This is a genomic window from Flavimobilis sp. BM9 (genome assembly GCF_058313055.1).
This window is the reverse complement of the sequence record NZ_JBZEMO010000001.1, coordinates 506,756-522,072: the sequence shown is the minus strand read 5'-3', so window position 1 is coordinate 522,072 and position 15,317 is coordinate 506,756. Positions and strand designations below refer to the sequence as shown.

Annotated in this window: 13 protein-coding genes; 3 read left to right on the top strand and 10 right to left on the bottom strand. The window is 72.3% G+C overall.

Features of this window, described 5'->3' with window-relative positions; translation table 11 throughout:
* Positions 1 to 30 precede the first annotated feature (30 nt).
* Genes AC4F3Q_RS02265 through AC4F3Q_RS02255 form a run of 3 tightly spaced genes read left to right on the top strand, consistent with a single transcriptional unit; the run spans position 31 to position 2,991 of the window.
* Entirely contained in the window at positions 31 to 1,353 is a 1,323-nt protein-coding gene (locus tag AC4F3Q_RS02265) for a sulfate adenylyltransferase subunit 1 (protein WP_168446099.1), read from the top strand.
* 7 nt (positions 1,354 to 1,360) lie between these two features.
* The gene (gene cobA, locus AC4F3Q_RS02260) at positions 1,361 to 2,740 is read left to right on the top strand and encodes a uroporphyrinogen-III C-methyltransferase (RefSeq protein WP_491038556.1); all 1,380 of its coding nucleotides are present in this window, start codon (positions 1,361 to 1,363) and stop codon (positions 2,738 to 2,740) included.
* Positions 2,737 to 2,991: a putative acetyltransferase gene (locus AC4F3Q_RS02255; protein WP_491038555.1), complete on the top strand. Its 255-nt coding sequence runs from the start codon at positions 2,737 to 2,739 to the stop codon at positions 2,989 to 2,991. The genes cobA and AC4F3Q_RS02255 overlap by 4 nt, the downstream gene beginning before the upstream one ends.
* Positions 2,992 to 3,069: 78 nt before the next feature.
* Here AC4F3Q_RS02255 and AC4F3Q_RS02250 read toward each other — a convergent pair whose 3' ends face one another.
* From AC4F3Q_RS02250 to AC4F3Q_RS02205, 10 genes are all read right to left on the bottom strand, one after another.
* Positions 3,070 to 4,059: a prephenate dehydrogenase gene (locus AC4F3Q_RS02250; RefSeq protein WP_491038554.1), complete on the bottom strand. Its 990-nt coding sequence runs from the start codon at positions 4,057 to 4,059 to the stop codon at positions 3,070 to 3,072.
* Positions 4,056 to 5,018, bottom strand: coding sequence for a prephenate dehydratase (locus AC4F3Q_RS02245; protein ID WP_491038553.1), 963 nt, complete (start codon positions 5,016 to 5,018; stop codon positions 4,056 to 4,058). The genes AC4F3Q_RS02250 and AC4F3Q_RS02245 overlap by 4 nt, the downstream gene beginning before the upstream one ends.
* A complete protein-coding gene (locus AC4F3Q_RS02240; RefSeq protein ID WP_491038552.1) occupies positions 5,015 to 5,899 on the bottom strand; it encodes a hypothetical protein in 885 nt (294 codons plus the stop codon). Before AC4F3Q_RS02240 ends, AC4F3Q_RS02245 begins: the two co-directional genes overlap by 4 nt.
* 48 nt (positions 5,900 to 5,947) lie before the next feature.
* A complete protein-coding gene (locus AC4F3Q_RS02235) occupies positions 5,948 to 7,711 on the bottom strand; it encodes a VanW family protein (RefSeq protein WP_491038551.1) in 1,764 nt (587 codons plus the stop codon).
* Between the two features lie 103 nt (positions 7,712 to 7,814).
* Positions 7,815 to 8,243 carry a DUF6113 family protein gene (locus AC4F3Q_RS02230; RefSeq protein ID WP_491038550.1) on the bottom strand — a complete coding sequence of 143 codons (429 nt, stop codon included), beginning with the start codon at positions 8,241 to 8,243 and terminating at the stop codon, positions 7,815 to 7,817.
* Positions 8,244 to 8,248: 5 nt separating this feature from the next.
* Positions 8,249 to 9,205, bottom strand: coding sequence for a PIG-L family deacetylase (locus AC4F3Q_RS02225; protein WP_491038549.1), 957 nt, complete (start codon positions 9,203 to 9,205; stop codon positions 8,249 to 8,251).
* 94 nt (positions 9,206 to 9,299) lie between these two features.
* Positions 9,300 to 11,210: a translational GTPase TypA gene (gene typA / locus AC4F3Q_RS02220; protein ID WP_491038548.1), complete on the bottom strand. Its 1,911-nt coding sequence runs from the start codon at positions 11,208 to 11,210 to the stop codon at positions 9,300 to 9,302.
* Positions 11,211 to 11,429: 219 nt separating this feature from the next.
* Positions 11,430 to 13,412, bottom strand: coding sequence for a dipeptide ABC transporter ATP-binding protein (locus AC4F3Q_RS02215; protein ID WP_491038547.1), 1,983 nt, complete (start codon positions 13,410 to 13,412; stop codon positions 11,430 to 11,432).
* Entirely contained in the window at positions 13,409 to 14,365 is a 957-nt protein-coding gene (locus AC4F3Q_RS02210; RefSeq protein ID WP_168446109.1) for an ABC transporter permease, read from the bottom strand. The genes AC4F3Q_RS02215 and AC4F3Q_RS02210 overlap by 4 nt, the downstream gene beginning before the upstream one ends.
* Positions 14,358 to 15,284, bottom strand: coding sequence for an ABC transporter permease (locus AC4F3Q_RS02205; RefSeq protein ID WP_168446110.1), 927 nt, complete (start codon positions 15,282 to 15,284; stop codon positions 14,358 to 14,360). The genes AC4F3Q_RS02210 and AC4F3Q_RS02205 overlap by 8 nt, the downstream gene beginning before the upstream one ends.
* Between the last annotated feature and the right edge of the window lie 33 nt (positions 15,285 to 15,317).

Here is a 15,317-nt window from a genome sequence, read left to right as displayed (position 1 = left end):
CACCGCGGCCCGCACGAAGGAAGACCAGCCATGAGCGCCACCACCACGACCGGGACCTTGCTGCGCCTCGCGACCGCAGGCTCCGTCGACGACGGCAAGTCGACCCTCGTCGGCCGTCTGCTGTTCGACTCGAAGTCCGTCCTCGCCGACCAGCTCGACGCCGTCGAGCGAGTCAGCCGCGACCGCGGGCTCGAGGGCGCCGACCTCGCCCTCCTCACCGACGGCCTGCGCGCCGAGCGCGAGCAGGGCATCACGATCGACGTCGCCTACCGCTACTTCGCGACCGCGCGGCGGTCGTTCATCCTCGCGGACTGCCCGGGCCACGTGCAGTACACACGCAACACGGTCACGGGCGCGTCGACGGCTGACGTCGTCGTGCTGCTCGTCGACGCGCGCAAGGGCCTGCTCGAGCAGACCCGCCGGCACCTCGCGGTCGCGTCGCTCCTGCGCGTCCCGCACGTCGTCGTCGCGGTCAACAAGATCGACCTCGTCGGCTTCGCGCAGGACCGCTACGACGAGCTCGCGGCGCAGATCCGTGCGGCGGCCGCCGACCTCGGCGTGCCCGCGGTCCACACCGTCCCGGTGAGCGCGCTCGACGGTGACAACGTCGTCGAGCGTTCGGCACGCACCCCCTGGTACGACGGACCGAGCCTCCTCGAGCTCCTCGAGGACCTGCCGACGGCGGACGACGTCGAGACGCAGCCCTTCCGGCTGCCCGTCCAGACCGTCATCCGGCCGCAGAGCGCCGCACCCGCCGGGTACGAGGACTACCGCGGGTACGCCGGCCAGGTCGCAGGCGGCGTCGTGCGCGTGGGTGACGAGGTCGTCGTGCTGCCGTCAGGTCGACGGTCGACGATCGAAGGCATCGACACCGCCGACGGCTCGCTCGCCGAGGCGTACGCGCCGCAGTCCGTCACGGTCCGCCTCTCGCACGACCTCGACGTCGCGCGCGGCGACATGATCGTCGCGGCCGAGGACGCACCAACGCCCGTCCAGGACGTCACCGGCACCGTCGCGTGGTTGTCCGACCGGCCGCTGCGCCCGGGCGCGCGCGTCCTGCTCAAGCACACGACGCGCGTCGTGCAGGCCGTCGTGCGCGACGTCGTCGGGCGGCTCGACCTCGACGCCGCCGCGCTCGCGCCCGCCGAGGAGCTCGGGCTCAACGACATCGGGCGAGTCCAGCTGCGCCTCGCGGCGCCCGTCGCGGCCGAGGAGTACGTGACGTCGCGGCGCACAGGAGCGTTCCTCCTGATCGACCCGCAGGACGGGTTCACGCTCGCGGCAGGTATGGTCGGTGACGCACTCGCGGCCGCCCGCTTCCCGGGCGACCGGCCCGTCCAATACACGATCTGAGCCGCCCATGAGCACCTCGGCCCCCGCACCCGAGACCACCGGGACCGACCCGTCGTACCCGCTCACGCTCCGCGTCGCCGGGCGCCGCTGCGTCGTCGTCGGCGCCGGGCCCGTCGGTGCGCGCCGCGCGCGCTCGCTCGTCGAGGCGGGGGCTCAGGTCGTGGTCGTCGCGCCGGTCGCGTGCCCCGAGGTCGTGGCGGCGGCCCGGGACGGCCGCCTCACGTGGATCGCCCGCGACTACCTCACGGGAGACCTGGACGGCGCCTGGCTCGTGCACGCGGCGACGGGTGTCGCAGCCGTCGACGACCAGGTGTGCGACGACGCCGAGTGGCAGCGCGTCTGGGCGGTGCGGGCGTCCGACCGCGACCGTTCGAGCGCATGGACGCCCGCGGTCGCGCGGGTCGACGACGTGCTCGTCGCGGTCAACGCAGGCGGCGACCCGCGCCGCGCCGTCGCGCTGCGCGACCACGTCGCCGCGGACCTGCGCGCACAGGTCGCGCGGGAGCACGCGCCCGACGGCGTCGAACGGCGCGGCGGGGACGGGGCGCCGCCCGCTCAGTCCGTCCACCCGTCGGGCAGGACGACGACCAGCGGGGACGCGCCGCGCGGCACCGTCGCCCTCGTCGGCGGCGGTCCCGGCGACGACGGCCTCCTGACCGTGCGGGCACGCGAGCTGCTCGCGAGCGCGGACGTCGTCGTGATCGACAGGCTCGCCCCGCAGGGCGTCCTCGCGGACCTGCCCGCGCACGTCGAGGTCGTCGACGTCGGCAAGTCCTCCGGGTTCCACCCCGTGCCGCAGGAGGAGATCAACGCGACGCTCGTGCGGCACGGGCTCGCCGGCAAGCGTGTCGTCCGCCTCAAGGGAGGCGACCCGTACGTGTTCGGCCGCGGCGGCGAGGAGCTCGACGCGTGCGTCGCGGCCGGCCTCGAGGTCGAGGTGGTCCCGGGCGTCACGAGCGCGATCTCCGTCCCCGCCGTCGCGGGCATCCCGCTGACGCACCGCAGCCTCTCGCGCGGGTTCACCGTCCTCACCGGGCACGCCGACGTCGGACGCGTCCCCGAGGCGACCGACCACACGCTCGTCCTGCTCATGGGCGTGCGCCGGCTCGGCACGACGTGCGCCGAGCTCATGGAGCGCGGACGCGACGCCGACACTCCTGTCGCGGTGATCGAGGACGGGTTCGGGCCGCGGCAGCGGACGACGGTCGGCACGCTCGCGACGATCGCGGCACGCATCGCCGAGGCAGGCGTGCAGCCGCCGGCGATCGCCGTCGTCGGCCGTGTCGTGACGCGCGCCCCCGAGTGGTCCGCCTGGACGGACCGGCCCCGCACGCAGGACGACGACGCGGCAAGGTCCGCGACGAGCGACCCCGCGGACGCCTCGTGAGCACCGCAGAGCCCGCGCCCTGGCGGGCGTGGACGCCGGGTACCCGGGTCATGGTCCGCCGCCGGATCGACGACCCCGACCACCCCTACACCGACGTCCTCGGTGACGTCGTCACCAACGACGGGTCGGGTCTCGTGCTGCGGACCCGTCGCGGGGACGTCCACGTCCCGGGCGACGCGATCGCGATCGGCAAGCCGATCCCGCCCGCTCCGGTGCGGAAGGCGCGTCCGGCTCCGGCGTCTGGCGACTGAGCGTCCGAGGAGCGGAGCGCAGGCGCCGTCAGGCCGCGAGGCGCTTCGCTCCTGGCCCGGGCGATCGCGTCGTGGTGGTCAGGCAGGCGGGTACGTGACCCGCAGGGTCGCGGCGGCCGTGTCCGCGCCGACGACGAGCCCGGTCCGGGTCTCGCCGAGCAGACGCTCGCGCCAGCCGTCGCCGTCCAGCGTGACCACCGTGGCAGGGTCCTCGGGGGCTGCGACCCGCGCCCCGGAGCGCACCTCGGCGGCCGCGTCGAAGAACCCGCTCACCGGCTCGCCCTCCTCGAGGGCGTCGGCCAGGGCCGTGAGGTCGGCGACCGCGCGCCGCAGGACGGGCACGACGCCTCCCGCGTTGTCGACGACCATCGCCTCCGTGCGGCGCGGATGCGTCCCCGCGACGCGCGTGCCGTCGCGGAACGAGCCCGCGGCGAGGGCGAGCGCGAGGTCGCGCACGTCGGCGCTCCCGACGAGGCCGAGGAGCTCGGTCGCGAGGACGTGCGGGACGTGGCTCACGAGCGCGACCGCGGCGTCGTGCACCGCGGGCGTGGCGACGCGCGCGACGCCCCCGAGCGGTCCCGTGACGAGCGCGGCGACGCGCAGGAACGCGTCTCGGTCCGTGTCGGGCTCGATCGTGAGCGCCCAGCGCGCCCCGTCGAGAAGGCTCGGGTCCGACGCCGCGTAGCCCGCCTGCTCGGTGCCGGCCATCGGGTGCGCGCCCACGAAGCGCGAGGACAGGCCCGCCGCGCGCACGGCGTCGACGACCGCGACCTTGACGCTGCCCGCGTCCGTGACGACCGTCGCGCCGCGCACGTGCGCGGCGACCTCGCCGATCACGTCAGCCATCGCGCGCAGCGGCGGCGCGAGCAGCAGGACGTCCGGCTCGGCGGCGCACAGGGACTCGATCGACGCGTGCGGCACGACGCCGTCGCGCTCCGCCGCCTCGAGCGCAGGCGCGCTCGGGTTCCAGGCGTGCACCTCGAGGCCCTGCGTGACGAGCCGTCGGGCGACCGAGCCGCCGATGAGCCCGAGGGAGACGACGCCGACACGCCGCGCCGGGCCGGTCACCACAGCAGCCCCCGGTCCGCGTCCGCAGCGGACGCCCCGCGCTGGACCGACGCCGCGGGCACGCGCGAGTCGTCGAAGCCCGCGTCCGACGACGTACGGTCCGGGAAGACGCCGAGCGTCTTGAGCGAGTCCCCCGCCTCGAGGAGCTGCTCGAGCAGGGTGCGGACGTGCGGCTCCCACGGCGCGCCGTCGAGCGTCACGACGAACACGTACGTGCCCTCCTGCGCCTTGAGCGGTCGCGTGATGAGGCTCGACATGTTGACGCCACGCTCGCCGAACGCCGCCGTGATGCGGGCGAGGACGCCCGGCCCGGTGACGTGCGGGGTGATCGCGAGCATCGTCCGCCACCCGGCCACCGCGCCCGAGGCGCGTGCTGCCGCGAGCTCGGCGCGTGCGACGTCGCGGCGCGTGAGCGCGAGGAAGCGGGTACGCCCTCCCGCGAAGTCCTGCACCGCCGACGCGAGCGTCTGCAGGCCGTACAGCTCGGCGCACAGCGACGGACCGAGCGCGACCTGGTGCGGCTCGACGTCGCGGCACGCGGCCGCGTTCGACGACGCCGGGACGGGCCGCAGGCCGCGCGCCGCGATCCACGCAGCGCACTGCGCGAGGCCGTGCGGGTGTGCCGTCACCTCGGTCAGGTCGGTCGCGCCCGGACGGGTCAGCGCGTCGAAAGAGATGTCGAGCGTGACCTCGTCGACGGCGACGACGTCGCGCGCGGCGACGATCGCGTCGAGCGACGGCACGACGTACCCCTCGACCGAGCTCTCGATCGCCACGACCCCCGTGCTCACCGCGCCCGACGCGACGGCCTCGTACACGTCGGTCACCGTCGCGAGGGGCACGGGCGCCCCGCGCTCCCCGAGCGCGATCGCCGCAGCGTGCGTGAACGTGCCCTCCGGACCGAGGTACGCGAGACGAGCGGCCGCCGTGGCCACGGTCGCGGAGGCCGCGACGGTCACAGCGGTCGCGCCCAGCGCGGCTCGACCGCGTCCGCACCCGGCGCGAAGTCGCTGCCTGCCATGACCGCGAGCACGCGGTGCGCGACGCCGTGGTCCTGGAGCGCGGCTCGCAGGCCCCGCAACGCCGCGGAGCCGTCGCACCGGAACGACGCGAGGAAGAGGTGCGGGCCTGCGACGGACTGCTGCGAACGCAGGTGGTCGAGGTCGAACCCGGCCTCGGCGATCAGGCCGAGCGTCGACTGCAGGGAGCCGCGGTGGTCGTCCCGCGGACCGAACGCGAGCCACACCTGCGCCGGCTCGGTGAAGTCGACGGGCGTGCTGACCGGCTCGACGAGCCCGAACCAGAGCGGGGGCAGCTCGGCGAGGCGCTCAGACCCGGGCACCTCGTGGAAGCCCGCGGGGATCAGGGCGCGCTCGGCGACCGACCGTTCGACGACGATCGACCCCGCCTCCCCGGCGAGAGCGACGCGCTCCTCGAGCGGGGTGCGCGTCGGCACGAGGTGCGGGCTCGCGCCCATCGACCGGACGACGTGCCGGCAGTCGCGCATGGCCGCCTCGTCGACGACGACGTGGTCGCTCACCTCCGCGGCCCGGCTCACCCACACCCACTCCGGGGTGACCGCGACCGCCGACGTCACGCGCAGCTCGGGGGCAGCCGCGAGGAGCGCGCGCTCGAGCCCGTGGTCCGGTTGCGCCGGGTGCCCGATGTGCATGATCGCCCGCAGGTCGCTGATCCGGCCGACGGTCGCGAGGGCGGCAGTCATCGCCCCGAGGTCGAGGACGTCGCTCAGCTCGTCGCGGTTGTGCGGGACGTCCCAGCCACCGATCCGTGCCGCGGCGAGCACGTGCGCAGCCGACTCCCGTTCGCTCCGTCCGAGCATGAACGTCCTCCAGTTCGTGGGTCGCGCAGAGTCTAGCCTCGCGCGCCCTCAGTCCTTTTTCTTGTCCGAGGGCGCCTTGCCGCACACGACCGCGTTCTGCGGGTTGTAGCGCCACGTGCGCGGCTCGTCCTTGACCAGCTCGTCCCCGAGGTACACCTTGCGCGTGACCGTCACGGTGAACCCGGGGCTCCCGGCGCCCTGCGCGATGCAGCCGGGCGACGTCGAGTACTTCGTCGTCGGGCTCACGACGCCGCTACGGGGTGTCGTCGTCGACTCGACCCGGTAGTGCGGCGTGCTCCACGCACGGACGGTGACCTGACCGTCCTTGACGTAGGCCTGCAGCAAGATGCCGTAGGGCGTGTCGTTCTTGAAGCGCATGTCGATCGACCCGACGTAGATCGTCGCCTCGCGCCCTTCCGGGTACCGGGAGAAGTAGTAGCTGTGCGGGCGGTGCTCGACGTCCTCGAGGCCGAGCAGGTACCCGACGTTGTACGTCGTGGTCGCCATCTGCGACAGGCCTCCCCCGACACCCTCGGTCAGCTGCCCGTTGTTGACGATGCCTGCGGCCTGGTAGCCGCCCTCGGCCGTGATCGGGCTGAGCGTCTCGGTGAGCGACCAGGTCTCGCCCGGGAGGACGAGCTGGCCCGTGACGCGCTCGGCGCCGAGCTTGAGGTTGTGGATGCGCGCCGCGGAGCTCACCCCGAGCGGGGTCGAGAACTTCGCGACGACCTCCTTGATGCCGAGCGCCTCGAGCTTCTCCTTGCTCTCCTGCGCGTCGACGGGGACGAGCTCGACGCGCGCCGTGCGGTCGCCTCCTGTCGTGGCCGCCGTCAGGACGGCGGCAGCGAGGCCCTCGCGGTCGAGGCCGAGGCCGGAGTCACCGCCCTCGATCACAGGCTTGCCCTTGACGAACACGAACTTCGCGTCGGCGGCCTTCTTCTCGAGGTCCGTCGTCCGGTCGATCACCGCCTCGGCGACGAGGTCCTTGTCGAGCTGCAGCTGAAGGTTGCCGTCGGCAGGGACGAAGCTTGCGGAGGACGCGAGCACGGAGATCGGCAGCTCGGCCTGCTGCCCGGCAACCTCGACGCGCACGGGCGCGGAGACGAGGCTGCGGCCGAGGGCGAGAGCGGCGTCCGTCTCCTCCTGCGTGACCGTCGGCTCGCTCGTGACGACGGGGAGGGCCAGGGGGCCGTCGGCCGTGAGCCAGCCCGTCACGAGAACCTCGCGCGCAGCCTCGACGTCGACGTCGGAGCCCGACGCGGCTGGGGTCGCCGAGACCTGGCCGTCCGCGAAGACGACCGCACCGTCGACGGGCTCGACGCGGAGCGCCTCGGCTGCCGCCGTGAGCTCGGCGTCGAGCGCAGCGTCGTCGACCGTGGTGCGCGGCGTCACGTCGTCGCCACCGACGAGGGTGTGCCACAGGTGCGCGGGCGACAGCCCGAACCCGACGAGGCCGTCGACCGTGCCCGCCGCGTCGAGCCCGAGACCCGCACTCTCCGGGTCGATCTCCGCGGCGTTGCCCCCCGCCTCGACGGGGATGGGCGCGGTCAGGCGTTCCGCGAACCCGGCTTCGAGGGCCGCGGTCGCATCGTCCGCGCTCTTGCCGCCGATCTCGACGCCAGCGACGGTCGTGCCACGCGGGACCTTGTCCGCGACGGCCCACTGGCCGGCGACGTACAGGCCGACGAGCACGACCAGACCGATGCCCGTCCACATGAGGACCTTGGGGGTGCGGCTGCGGCGGGGCTCCTCCGGCTCGAACCCGTCCAGCGGGGACGCCTCCGGCCTGGTCGTCTCGTCGCTCTTCGCCATCACACGCGCCCCACTATCTGCTAGAACGTCCGCGGCGCGACTCCTGGCTCCCCGCAGGTACCGACGGACGTGTTACATCGTAAGGGCGCGCGGCGCCCGTTCCTCACGCGTCTTGCTGTGCGTCGCGATCTCGCCACGGGACCTCCGCGAACCATCTCCGGGGGGCGAGCAGCGGGGCGAGGACGGCGGCGAGACCGCCGTAGACCCAGACGTAGCCGATCGTCGCGGCCGGCACGAGGACGTCGCCGCCCGGACCTCCTGCCGAAAGCAGCTGGACGGCGATCATCCACCCGGCGCCAGCCGCGAGGAGCGAGCCCGCGCCCGCCGCCGCCCGGGCGACCGTGCAGACCGCGAGCAGGGTCACGAGCGCGGCGACGACGCCCCACGGCGGCACGCTGCGGTGGGCGATCGTGCCCACGAGCCCGACGATCGCACCGAGCACGAAGCACACGGCCCACGCGGTGAGGGCCCCCGGCGCGAACAGGGGGACGGCGGGCACCGCCGGGCTGGTCGGTTCGGGCTTCCTGGTCATGTCCGTCACGCTACCGCGCGCACGCCGGGGACGGCCGCACCGGCCAGGACGCGCCCGAGCGCGCTCCGGTCACCCGCAAGGAGCGCATAGCCCTCGGTCGGGGGGATCGCTGCAAGGACGTCGTTGCTGAGCGCGTACGCCCCGAGGACCGTCGCGCCGTCGGGCGCCTGCGTCACCGCCTGCACCTGGGTCCCGTGCGCGCGCAGCGCGCCGGTGACGGCACCGAGGACGGCACGTACGTCGACCTCGAGCACGACGTCGCGATCGTCGCTCGCGACCGCGGGCAGGTCCGCGTCGGGGTCGGGGGCCACGAGCCCCGCGGCTGCTGCGAGGTCGCGCGCCCACGCCTCGTCGGCGAGCGCACGCCGCTGGGCACGCAGGGCGTCGGTCGGGACGGTCGGGCACAGCAGCAGCGGCACGTCCGCGCCCGCCTCGGCGAGACGCGGGGTCGCGATCTCGAGCGCTCGCGCGGTGATCTCGTGGGCCCGGACGTGGTCGGGGTGGCCGTAGCCCCCGCCGGCGTCGTACGTCACGACGAGCGCGGGCTGCTGCTCGACGACGAGCGCGGCGAGGTGCGCGGCTGCCGTGTCGAGCGGGACGGAGACGAGCGCTCCCGGCGGGACGTCGTCGGGCAGGCCGGCGGTGCCGGCGACCGCGCCGACCCACGCCATGCCCGAGTCCTCGTACCTGGCGCCCTCGCCCGGGGCGAGGGCGTCGAGGAAGTGGTGCTCCTCGACGCCCAGGACGGCGAGCGCTGCCGCGATCTCCTGCTCGCGGTGCGCAGCGAGCGCAGGTCCGTCGCCCTCGAGGTGCGCGAGCGGCGTCCCGATGACCTCGCCACGCTCCCCGCGCGTGCAGGTCACGAGCGTGACGGGACGACCCGCTCGGGACCATGCCGCCAGGAGGGCGCCGTTCGAGAGGGTCTCGTCGTCAGGGTGCGCGTGCACCGCGAGCAGCCGCACGTCTCCTCCTCAGCGCCTCGCGGCGCGTAGCACGCGACCTCCGGCCCTCAAGAGGGCCGGAGGTCGCACGGTGCCCGTCGTCGACGGGCTGTTCTCAGCTCTTCTTGTTGCGCGAGGCCGCGCGGCCACGCTCCGTCTGGTCGAGGATGACCTTGCGGATGCGCACGAACTCCGGGGTGACCTCGACGCACTCGTCCTCGCGGGCGAACTCGAGGGACTCTTCGAGCGTGAGGTGACGCGGCGGCACAAGGTTCTCGAAGTTGTCTGCGGTCGAGGACCGCATGTTCGTCAGCTTCTTCTCCTTGGTGATGTTGACGTCCATGTCCTCGTTGCGCGAGTTCTCGCCGACGATCATGCCTTCGTAGACCTCCTGCGTGGGGTCGACGAAGAAGGAGCCGCGCTCCTGCAGGTTGATCATCGCGAACGGCGTCACCTTGCCGGCGCGGTCGGCGACGAGCGAGCCCGTCACGCGGGTCTCGATCGGGCCGGCCCACGGCTCGTAGCCGTCGGCGAGCGAGGACGCGATGCCGGTGCCGCGCGTCTCCGTGAGGAACCGCGTACGGAAGCCGATGAGACCGCGGGCCGGGACGACGAACTCCATGCGGACCCAGCCGGTGCCGTGGTTCGACATCGTCTCCATGCGGCCCTTGCGCTGCGCGAGCAGCTGCGTGACGGCGCCGAGGTACTCCTCGGGGACGTCGATCGTCATGCGCTCCATCGGCTCGTTCCGCTTGCCGTCGATGAGCTTCGTGACGACCTGCGGCTTGCCGACGGTGAGCTCGAAGCCCTCACGACGCATCTGCTCGACGAGGATCGCGAGCGCGAGCTCGCCACGACCCTGGACCTCCCAGGCGTCCGGACGCTCGGTCGGCAGGACGCGCAGCGACACGTTACCGATGAGCTCGGTGTCGAGACGGTCCTTGACCTGGCGCGCGGTGACCTTGTGGCCCTTGCCGCCCTTGCCCGCGAGCGGGGAGGTGTTGATACCGATCGTCATCGAGATGGCCGGGTCGTCGACCGTGATGAGCGGCAGCGGGCGCGGGTCGTCCGGGTCCGTGAGGGTCTCACCGATCGTGATGTCGGCGATGCCCGCGACGGCGACGATGTCGCCAGGACCGGCCTGCTCGGTCGGGACACGGTCGAGCGCCTTCGTCTCGAGGAGCTCGGTGATGCGCACGTTCTGGAGCGTGCCGTCGTGGCGAGCCCACGCGACCGTCTGCCCCTTGCGGATCGTGCCGTTGAAGACGCGCAGGAGCGCGAGGCGGCCGAGAAACGGCGAGGCGTCGAGGTTGGTGACGTGCGCCTGCAGCGGGGCGGACTCGTCGTACGTCGGCGCGGGGATCTTCTCGAGGATCGTGCGGAACAGCGGCTCGAGGTTCTCGCTGTCGGGGAGGCTGCCGTCTGCGGGCTGCTCGAGCCCCGCGCGGCCAGCCTTCGCGGCGGCGTAGACGACGGGGACGTCGAGGATCGCGTCGAGGTCGAGGTCCGGGACGTCCTCGTGGAGGTCGGACGCGAGACCGAGCAGCAGGTCGGTCGCCTCGGCGACGACCTCGGAGATGCGCGAGTCGGGACGGTCGACCTTGTTGACGACGATGATCACCGGGAGCTTCGCGGCGAGCGCCTTGCGCAGCACGAAGCGGGTCTGGGGCAGCGGGCCCTCGGACGCGTCGACGAGGAGCACGACGCCGTCGACCATCGACAGGCCGCGCTCGACCTCACCACCGAAGTCGGCGTGGCCGGGGGTGTCGATGACATTGATCGTGATGCCGTCGGGCTCGCCGAGCGCCGCCGCGGACGGACCGGTGTACCGGACCGCCGTGTTCTTGGCGAGGATCGTGATGCCCTTCTCACGCTCGAGGTCACCGGAGTCCATCGCGCGCTCGTCGACGTGGGCGTGGGCACCGAACGCACCGGACTGGTGCAGCATCGCGTCGACGAGGGTGGTCTTCCCGTGGTCGACGTGAGCCACGATGGCCACGTTGCGCAGGTCAGAGCGCACAGACATAGAGGTACTCATTTCAGTGGAGGATGAGATCGCGTGCGTGCATCTCCGCTACGCAACGGTCCATCCTATCGCGAACGCAACCTGATCTTCTGTGACGTCCGTGACGTGAGCGGCTCTCCCGCTCGATCTGGGCCACCGCACCGCGGTGCGGCAGACGGCACGAGGCCCGGCCGACGTGTGTCCACCGGGCCTCGTGCCATCTCGTGCTCGAGCGCAGGCTCAGACCTCCGGGGCCTCCGGGCCGAGCTGGAGGCTCGCGCCCGGGATGGCGCCGAGCAGCTCGCGGGTGTACTCCTCGCGGGGCGAGTCGAACACCTCGTCGGTCGTGGCGTGCTCGATGATGCGCCCCTGCTTCATGACGCAGACCTCGTCCGCGATCTGCCGCACGACCGCGAGGTCGTGCGTGATGAACAGGTAGCTCAGGCCGAGCTCGCTCTGCAGGTCGTTGAGGAGCTCGAGGATCTGCGCCTGGACGAGCACGTCGAGCGCCGAGACGGCCTCGTCGCACACGACGACCTCAGGCTGCAGGGCGAGCGCACGCGCGATCGCGATGCGCTGGCGCTGGCCGCCGGAGAGCTCGTTCGGGAAGCGGCGCATCGTCGACTGGGGCAGCGCGACGAGGTCGAGCAGCTCGCGGACGCGGGCCTCGCGCTCCTTGGGCGTGCCGACCTTGTGCACCCGCAGCGGCTCCTCGATCGTGCGGTAGATCGAGTACATCGGGTCGAGCGACCCGTACGGGTTCTGGAAGATCGGCTGCACCCGGCGACGGAACGCGAAGAGCTCCTTGCGTCCGAGGGTCGACATGTCGACGCCGTCGAAGATGATCTTGCCCTCGGTCGGGTCGAGCAGGTTGAGCACCATGTTCGCGACCGTGGACTTGCCCGAGCCGGACTCGCCGACGAGCGCGACCGTCGTCCCCCGCTTGAGCGAGAACGACACGTCGTCGACGGCCTTGAAGTCACGCGCACCCTTGGCGGCGCCGCGGATGTGGAACACCTTCGTGAGGTTCTCCACGACGACGACGTCGTCACGCTCGGTGGAGACGCCGTCGCCGCCGGTCTGGGCGAGGAGCTCCTTGACCTCGACGCCCGCAGCCTTGGCGCTCTGGATGCGGCGCGAGGCGAGCGACGGTGCCGCCGCGACGAGGCGCTTCGTGTACGCGTGCTGCGGGTTCGCGAGGATCTCGCGGGACGGGCCCGACTCCACGACCCGGCCGCGGTACATGACGACGAGGTGCTCAGCACGCTCCGCGGCGAGGCCGAGGTCGTGCGTGATGAAGAGGACGGCCGTGCCGAGCTCCGAGGTCAGGCGACCCAGGTGGTCGAGGATCTTGCGCTGCACGGTCACGTCGAGCGCCGAGGTGGGCTCGTCCGCGATCAGCAGCTTCGGGCGAGCCGCGAGACCGATCGCGATGAGCGCACGCTGACGCATGCCGCCCGAGAACTCGTGCGGGTACTGGCGGGCGCGACGCTCGGCGTCGGGCAGGCCGGCCTCGGCGAGCAGGCCCGCGACGCGGTCCTTGCTCGATGCGACCGACGTGAGGCCCTCGACGGCGGTCGGGGCGGACGGCATGCCGAGGCTCTCGAGCACGACGACGGCCTCGAGGCGGGTCGTCGATCCCGTCACGAGCCGGGCGTCTGCCTCAGCCAGCACAGATTCACGCTCGGCCTCGGGACGCGAGGCGAGCTCCTCCTTGAGGAGCGAGATGAGCGTGCGCTTCGCGTCGTGGCTCAGGAGCAGGTCGCCGCCCGCGAGCTGCAGGCCCTCGCTCTCGGCGAGGCCGAGAGCGAGCTTGCGCTGGGTGCCGCGGCTGACGTCGATACCGTTCGCGCGGAGACCTTCCTTGACCTGGAAACCGATCGACCAGACCGGGTTGAGGTTGGACATCGGGTCCTGCGGCACGAGACCGATGGACTTCCCGCGCAGCGCGACGATCTCACGCTTGGACGCCTTGGTGACGTCCACGCCGTCGAACATGATGGACCCGGCGGTGACCTTTCCGGTCCCGGGGAGCAGGTCGATGATCGCGTGGGCGGTGGTGGACTTGCCGGAACCGGACTCACCGACGATCGCGACCGACTGGCCGGGGTAGATCGTCAGGTCGGCGCCGATGACGGCGTGGACGGGGCCACCGCGCGTCTGGAAGTCGATGCTCAGGTCACGGATCTCGAGGAGCGGCTTGGCCGCTGTCGTGTCGTTCATCGCTTGCGCGCCTTCGGGTCGAGGGCGTCGCGCACGACGTCGCCCATCATGATGAAGCTCAGGACCGTCAGGGCCAGCGCCATCGACGGGTAGAACAGGATCGACGGCTGCGTCCGCAGAGAGACCTGAGCCTTGGAGATCTCCGCACCCCAGGACAGCACGGAGCCCGGCAGGCCGAGACCGAGGAAGGAGAGCGTGGCCTCGGCGACGATGAACGTGCCGAGCGACACGGTCGCCACGACGACGACGGGCGCGAGCGCGTTCGGCACGACGTGCCGGATGAGGGTCATCCACTTCGACACACCGAGGGACTTGGCCGCGGTGATGAAGTCGTTGTTCTTGACGCTCATGACGGCGCCGCGCGTGATGCGGGCGACCTGCGGCCATCCGAACACTGCGAGGACCGCGATGACGCGCCACACGCCGCCGCCGGTGAAGACCTGGCCGACGACGATCGCGGCGAGCACGAGCGGGATCGCGAAGAAGATGTCCGTCAGGCGCGCGAGGAGCGAGTCGAGCCAGCCGCCGTAGAAGCCGGCGAGCGCGCCGATGATGCCACCCAGCAGGACGACGGCGAGGGTCGTGACCAGGCCCACCGTCACCGAGGCGCGGGCCCCGTAGATGACGCGGGAGTAGACGTCGCAGCCCTGCCGGTCGAAGCCGAACGGGTAGCCGGGAGCCGGGTCGGCGAGCGACTTCGAGAGGTCGCAGTAGAACGGGTCGTTCCGCGTGAACAGACCCGGGACGAACGCGACGAGCGCGACGAGGACGATCAGCGCCGCGGAGACCCAGAAGAGCGGGCGGCGGCGCAGGTCGTTCCACGCGTCACGCCACAGGCTCGAGGGCGCCTCCGTCTCGTCGACCTTGTCGACGACCGCGAGGGGGGTCAGCGCGGCGTCGGCGACGAAATGGGCCTGGCCCGGACGCGGAGAGGTCATGTTCTGCTCAGGCATATCGGATCCTCGGGTCCAGGACCGCGTACAGCAGGTCCACGATCAGGTTGCCCACGATGTAGACGATCACGAGGATCGTCACAAAGCTGACGACGGTAGAGGGCTCGCCCTTGATGATGGCGTGGTAGAGCGTCCCGCCGACGCCGTGGATGTTGAAGATGCTCTCCGTGACGATCGCACCACCCATGAGCGCACCGAGGTCCGCACCGAGGTAGGTCACCACGGGGATCAGCGAGTTGCGCAGGACGTGGACGTTGACGACGCGGCCGCGGGACAGGCCCTTGGCGGTCGCTGTCCGGACGTGGTCGGCGGTGAGGTTCTCCGCGACGGACGTCCGCGTCAGGCGCAGGACGTAGGCGAAGGACACGGCACCGAGCACGATCGCGGGCATGAGGAGCGCCTTGACCGAGTAGTCGGCACCGACGGTCGCGGGCAGGAGCTGCCATTTCACGCCGACGAAGAACTGGAGCAGGAAGCCGATGACGAAGGTCGGCGCGGCGATCACGATGAGGCTGACGACGAGCAGCGAGGCATCGAAGAACTTGCCCTTGCGCAGTCCTGCGATCAGGCCGAACAGGACACCGAAGACCGTCTCGATGACGAGCGCCATGAGGGCGAGCTTGAGCGTGACCGGGTAGGCGCCGGCGACGACGTCCATGACGGGCTGCCCGGAGAACGACTTGCCGAAGTCCAGCGTGAAGATGCCCTTGAGGAAGAGCAGGTACTGCACGATGAACGGCTGGTCGAGGTTGTACTGCGCCCTGATCTGCTCAGCGACGGCGGGAGACAGGCCGCGGTCACCACCCATCGCGGCGATCGGGTCGCCGGGCATCGCGAAGACCATCGCGTAGATGAGCAGCGTCGCTCCCAGGAACACAGGGATCAGCTGCAGCAGTCTTCGTCCGAGATATCGGACCATCGGTCTTTCCTTCCACACTTGCCGTGTCGTGCT

Coding starts and splice junctions, on each gene's coding strand:
- AC4F3Q_RS02265 (WP_168446099.1), top strand. CDS start 31: ATGAGCGCCACCACCACGACCGGGACCTTGCTGCGCCTCGCGACCGCA.
- cobA (WP_491038556.1), top strand. CDS start 1,361: ATGAGCACCTCGGCCCCCGCACCCGAGACCACCGGGACCGACCCGTCG.
- AC4F3Q_RS02240 (WP_491038552.1), bottom strand. CDS start 5,899: ATGCTCGGACGGAGCGAACGGGAGTCGGCTGCGCACGTGCTCGCCGCG.
- AC4F3Q_RS02235 (WP_491038551.1), bottom strand. CDS start 7,711: ATGGCGAAGAGCGACGAGACGACCAGGCCGGAGGCGTCCCCGCTGGAC.
- AC4F3Q_RS02230 (WP_491038550.1), bottom strand. CDS start 8,243: ATGACCAGGAAGCCCGAACCGACCAGCCCGGCGGTGCCCGCCGTCCCC.
- typA (WP_491038548.1), bottom strand. CDS start 11,210: ATGTCTGTGCGCTCTGACCTGCGCAACGTGGCCATCGTGGCTCACGTC.
- AC4F3Q_RS02215 (WP_491038547.1), bottom strand. CDS start 13,412: ATGAACGACACGACAGCGGCCAAGCCGCTCCTCGAGATCCGTGACCTG.
- AC4F3Q_RS02210 (WP_168446109.1), bottom strand. CDS start 14,365: ATGCCTGAGCAGAACATGACCTCTCCGCGTCCGGGCCAGGCCCATTTC.
- AC4F3Q_RS02205 (WP_168446110.1), bottom strand. CDS start 15,284: ATGGTCCGATATCTCGGACGAAGACTGCTGCAGCTGATCCCTGTGTTC.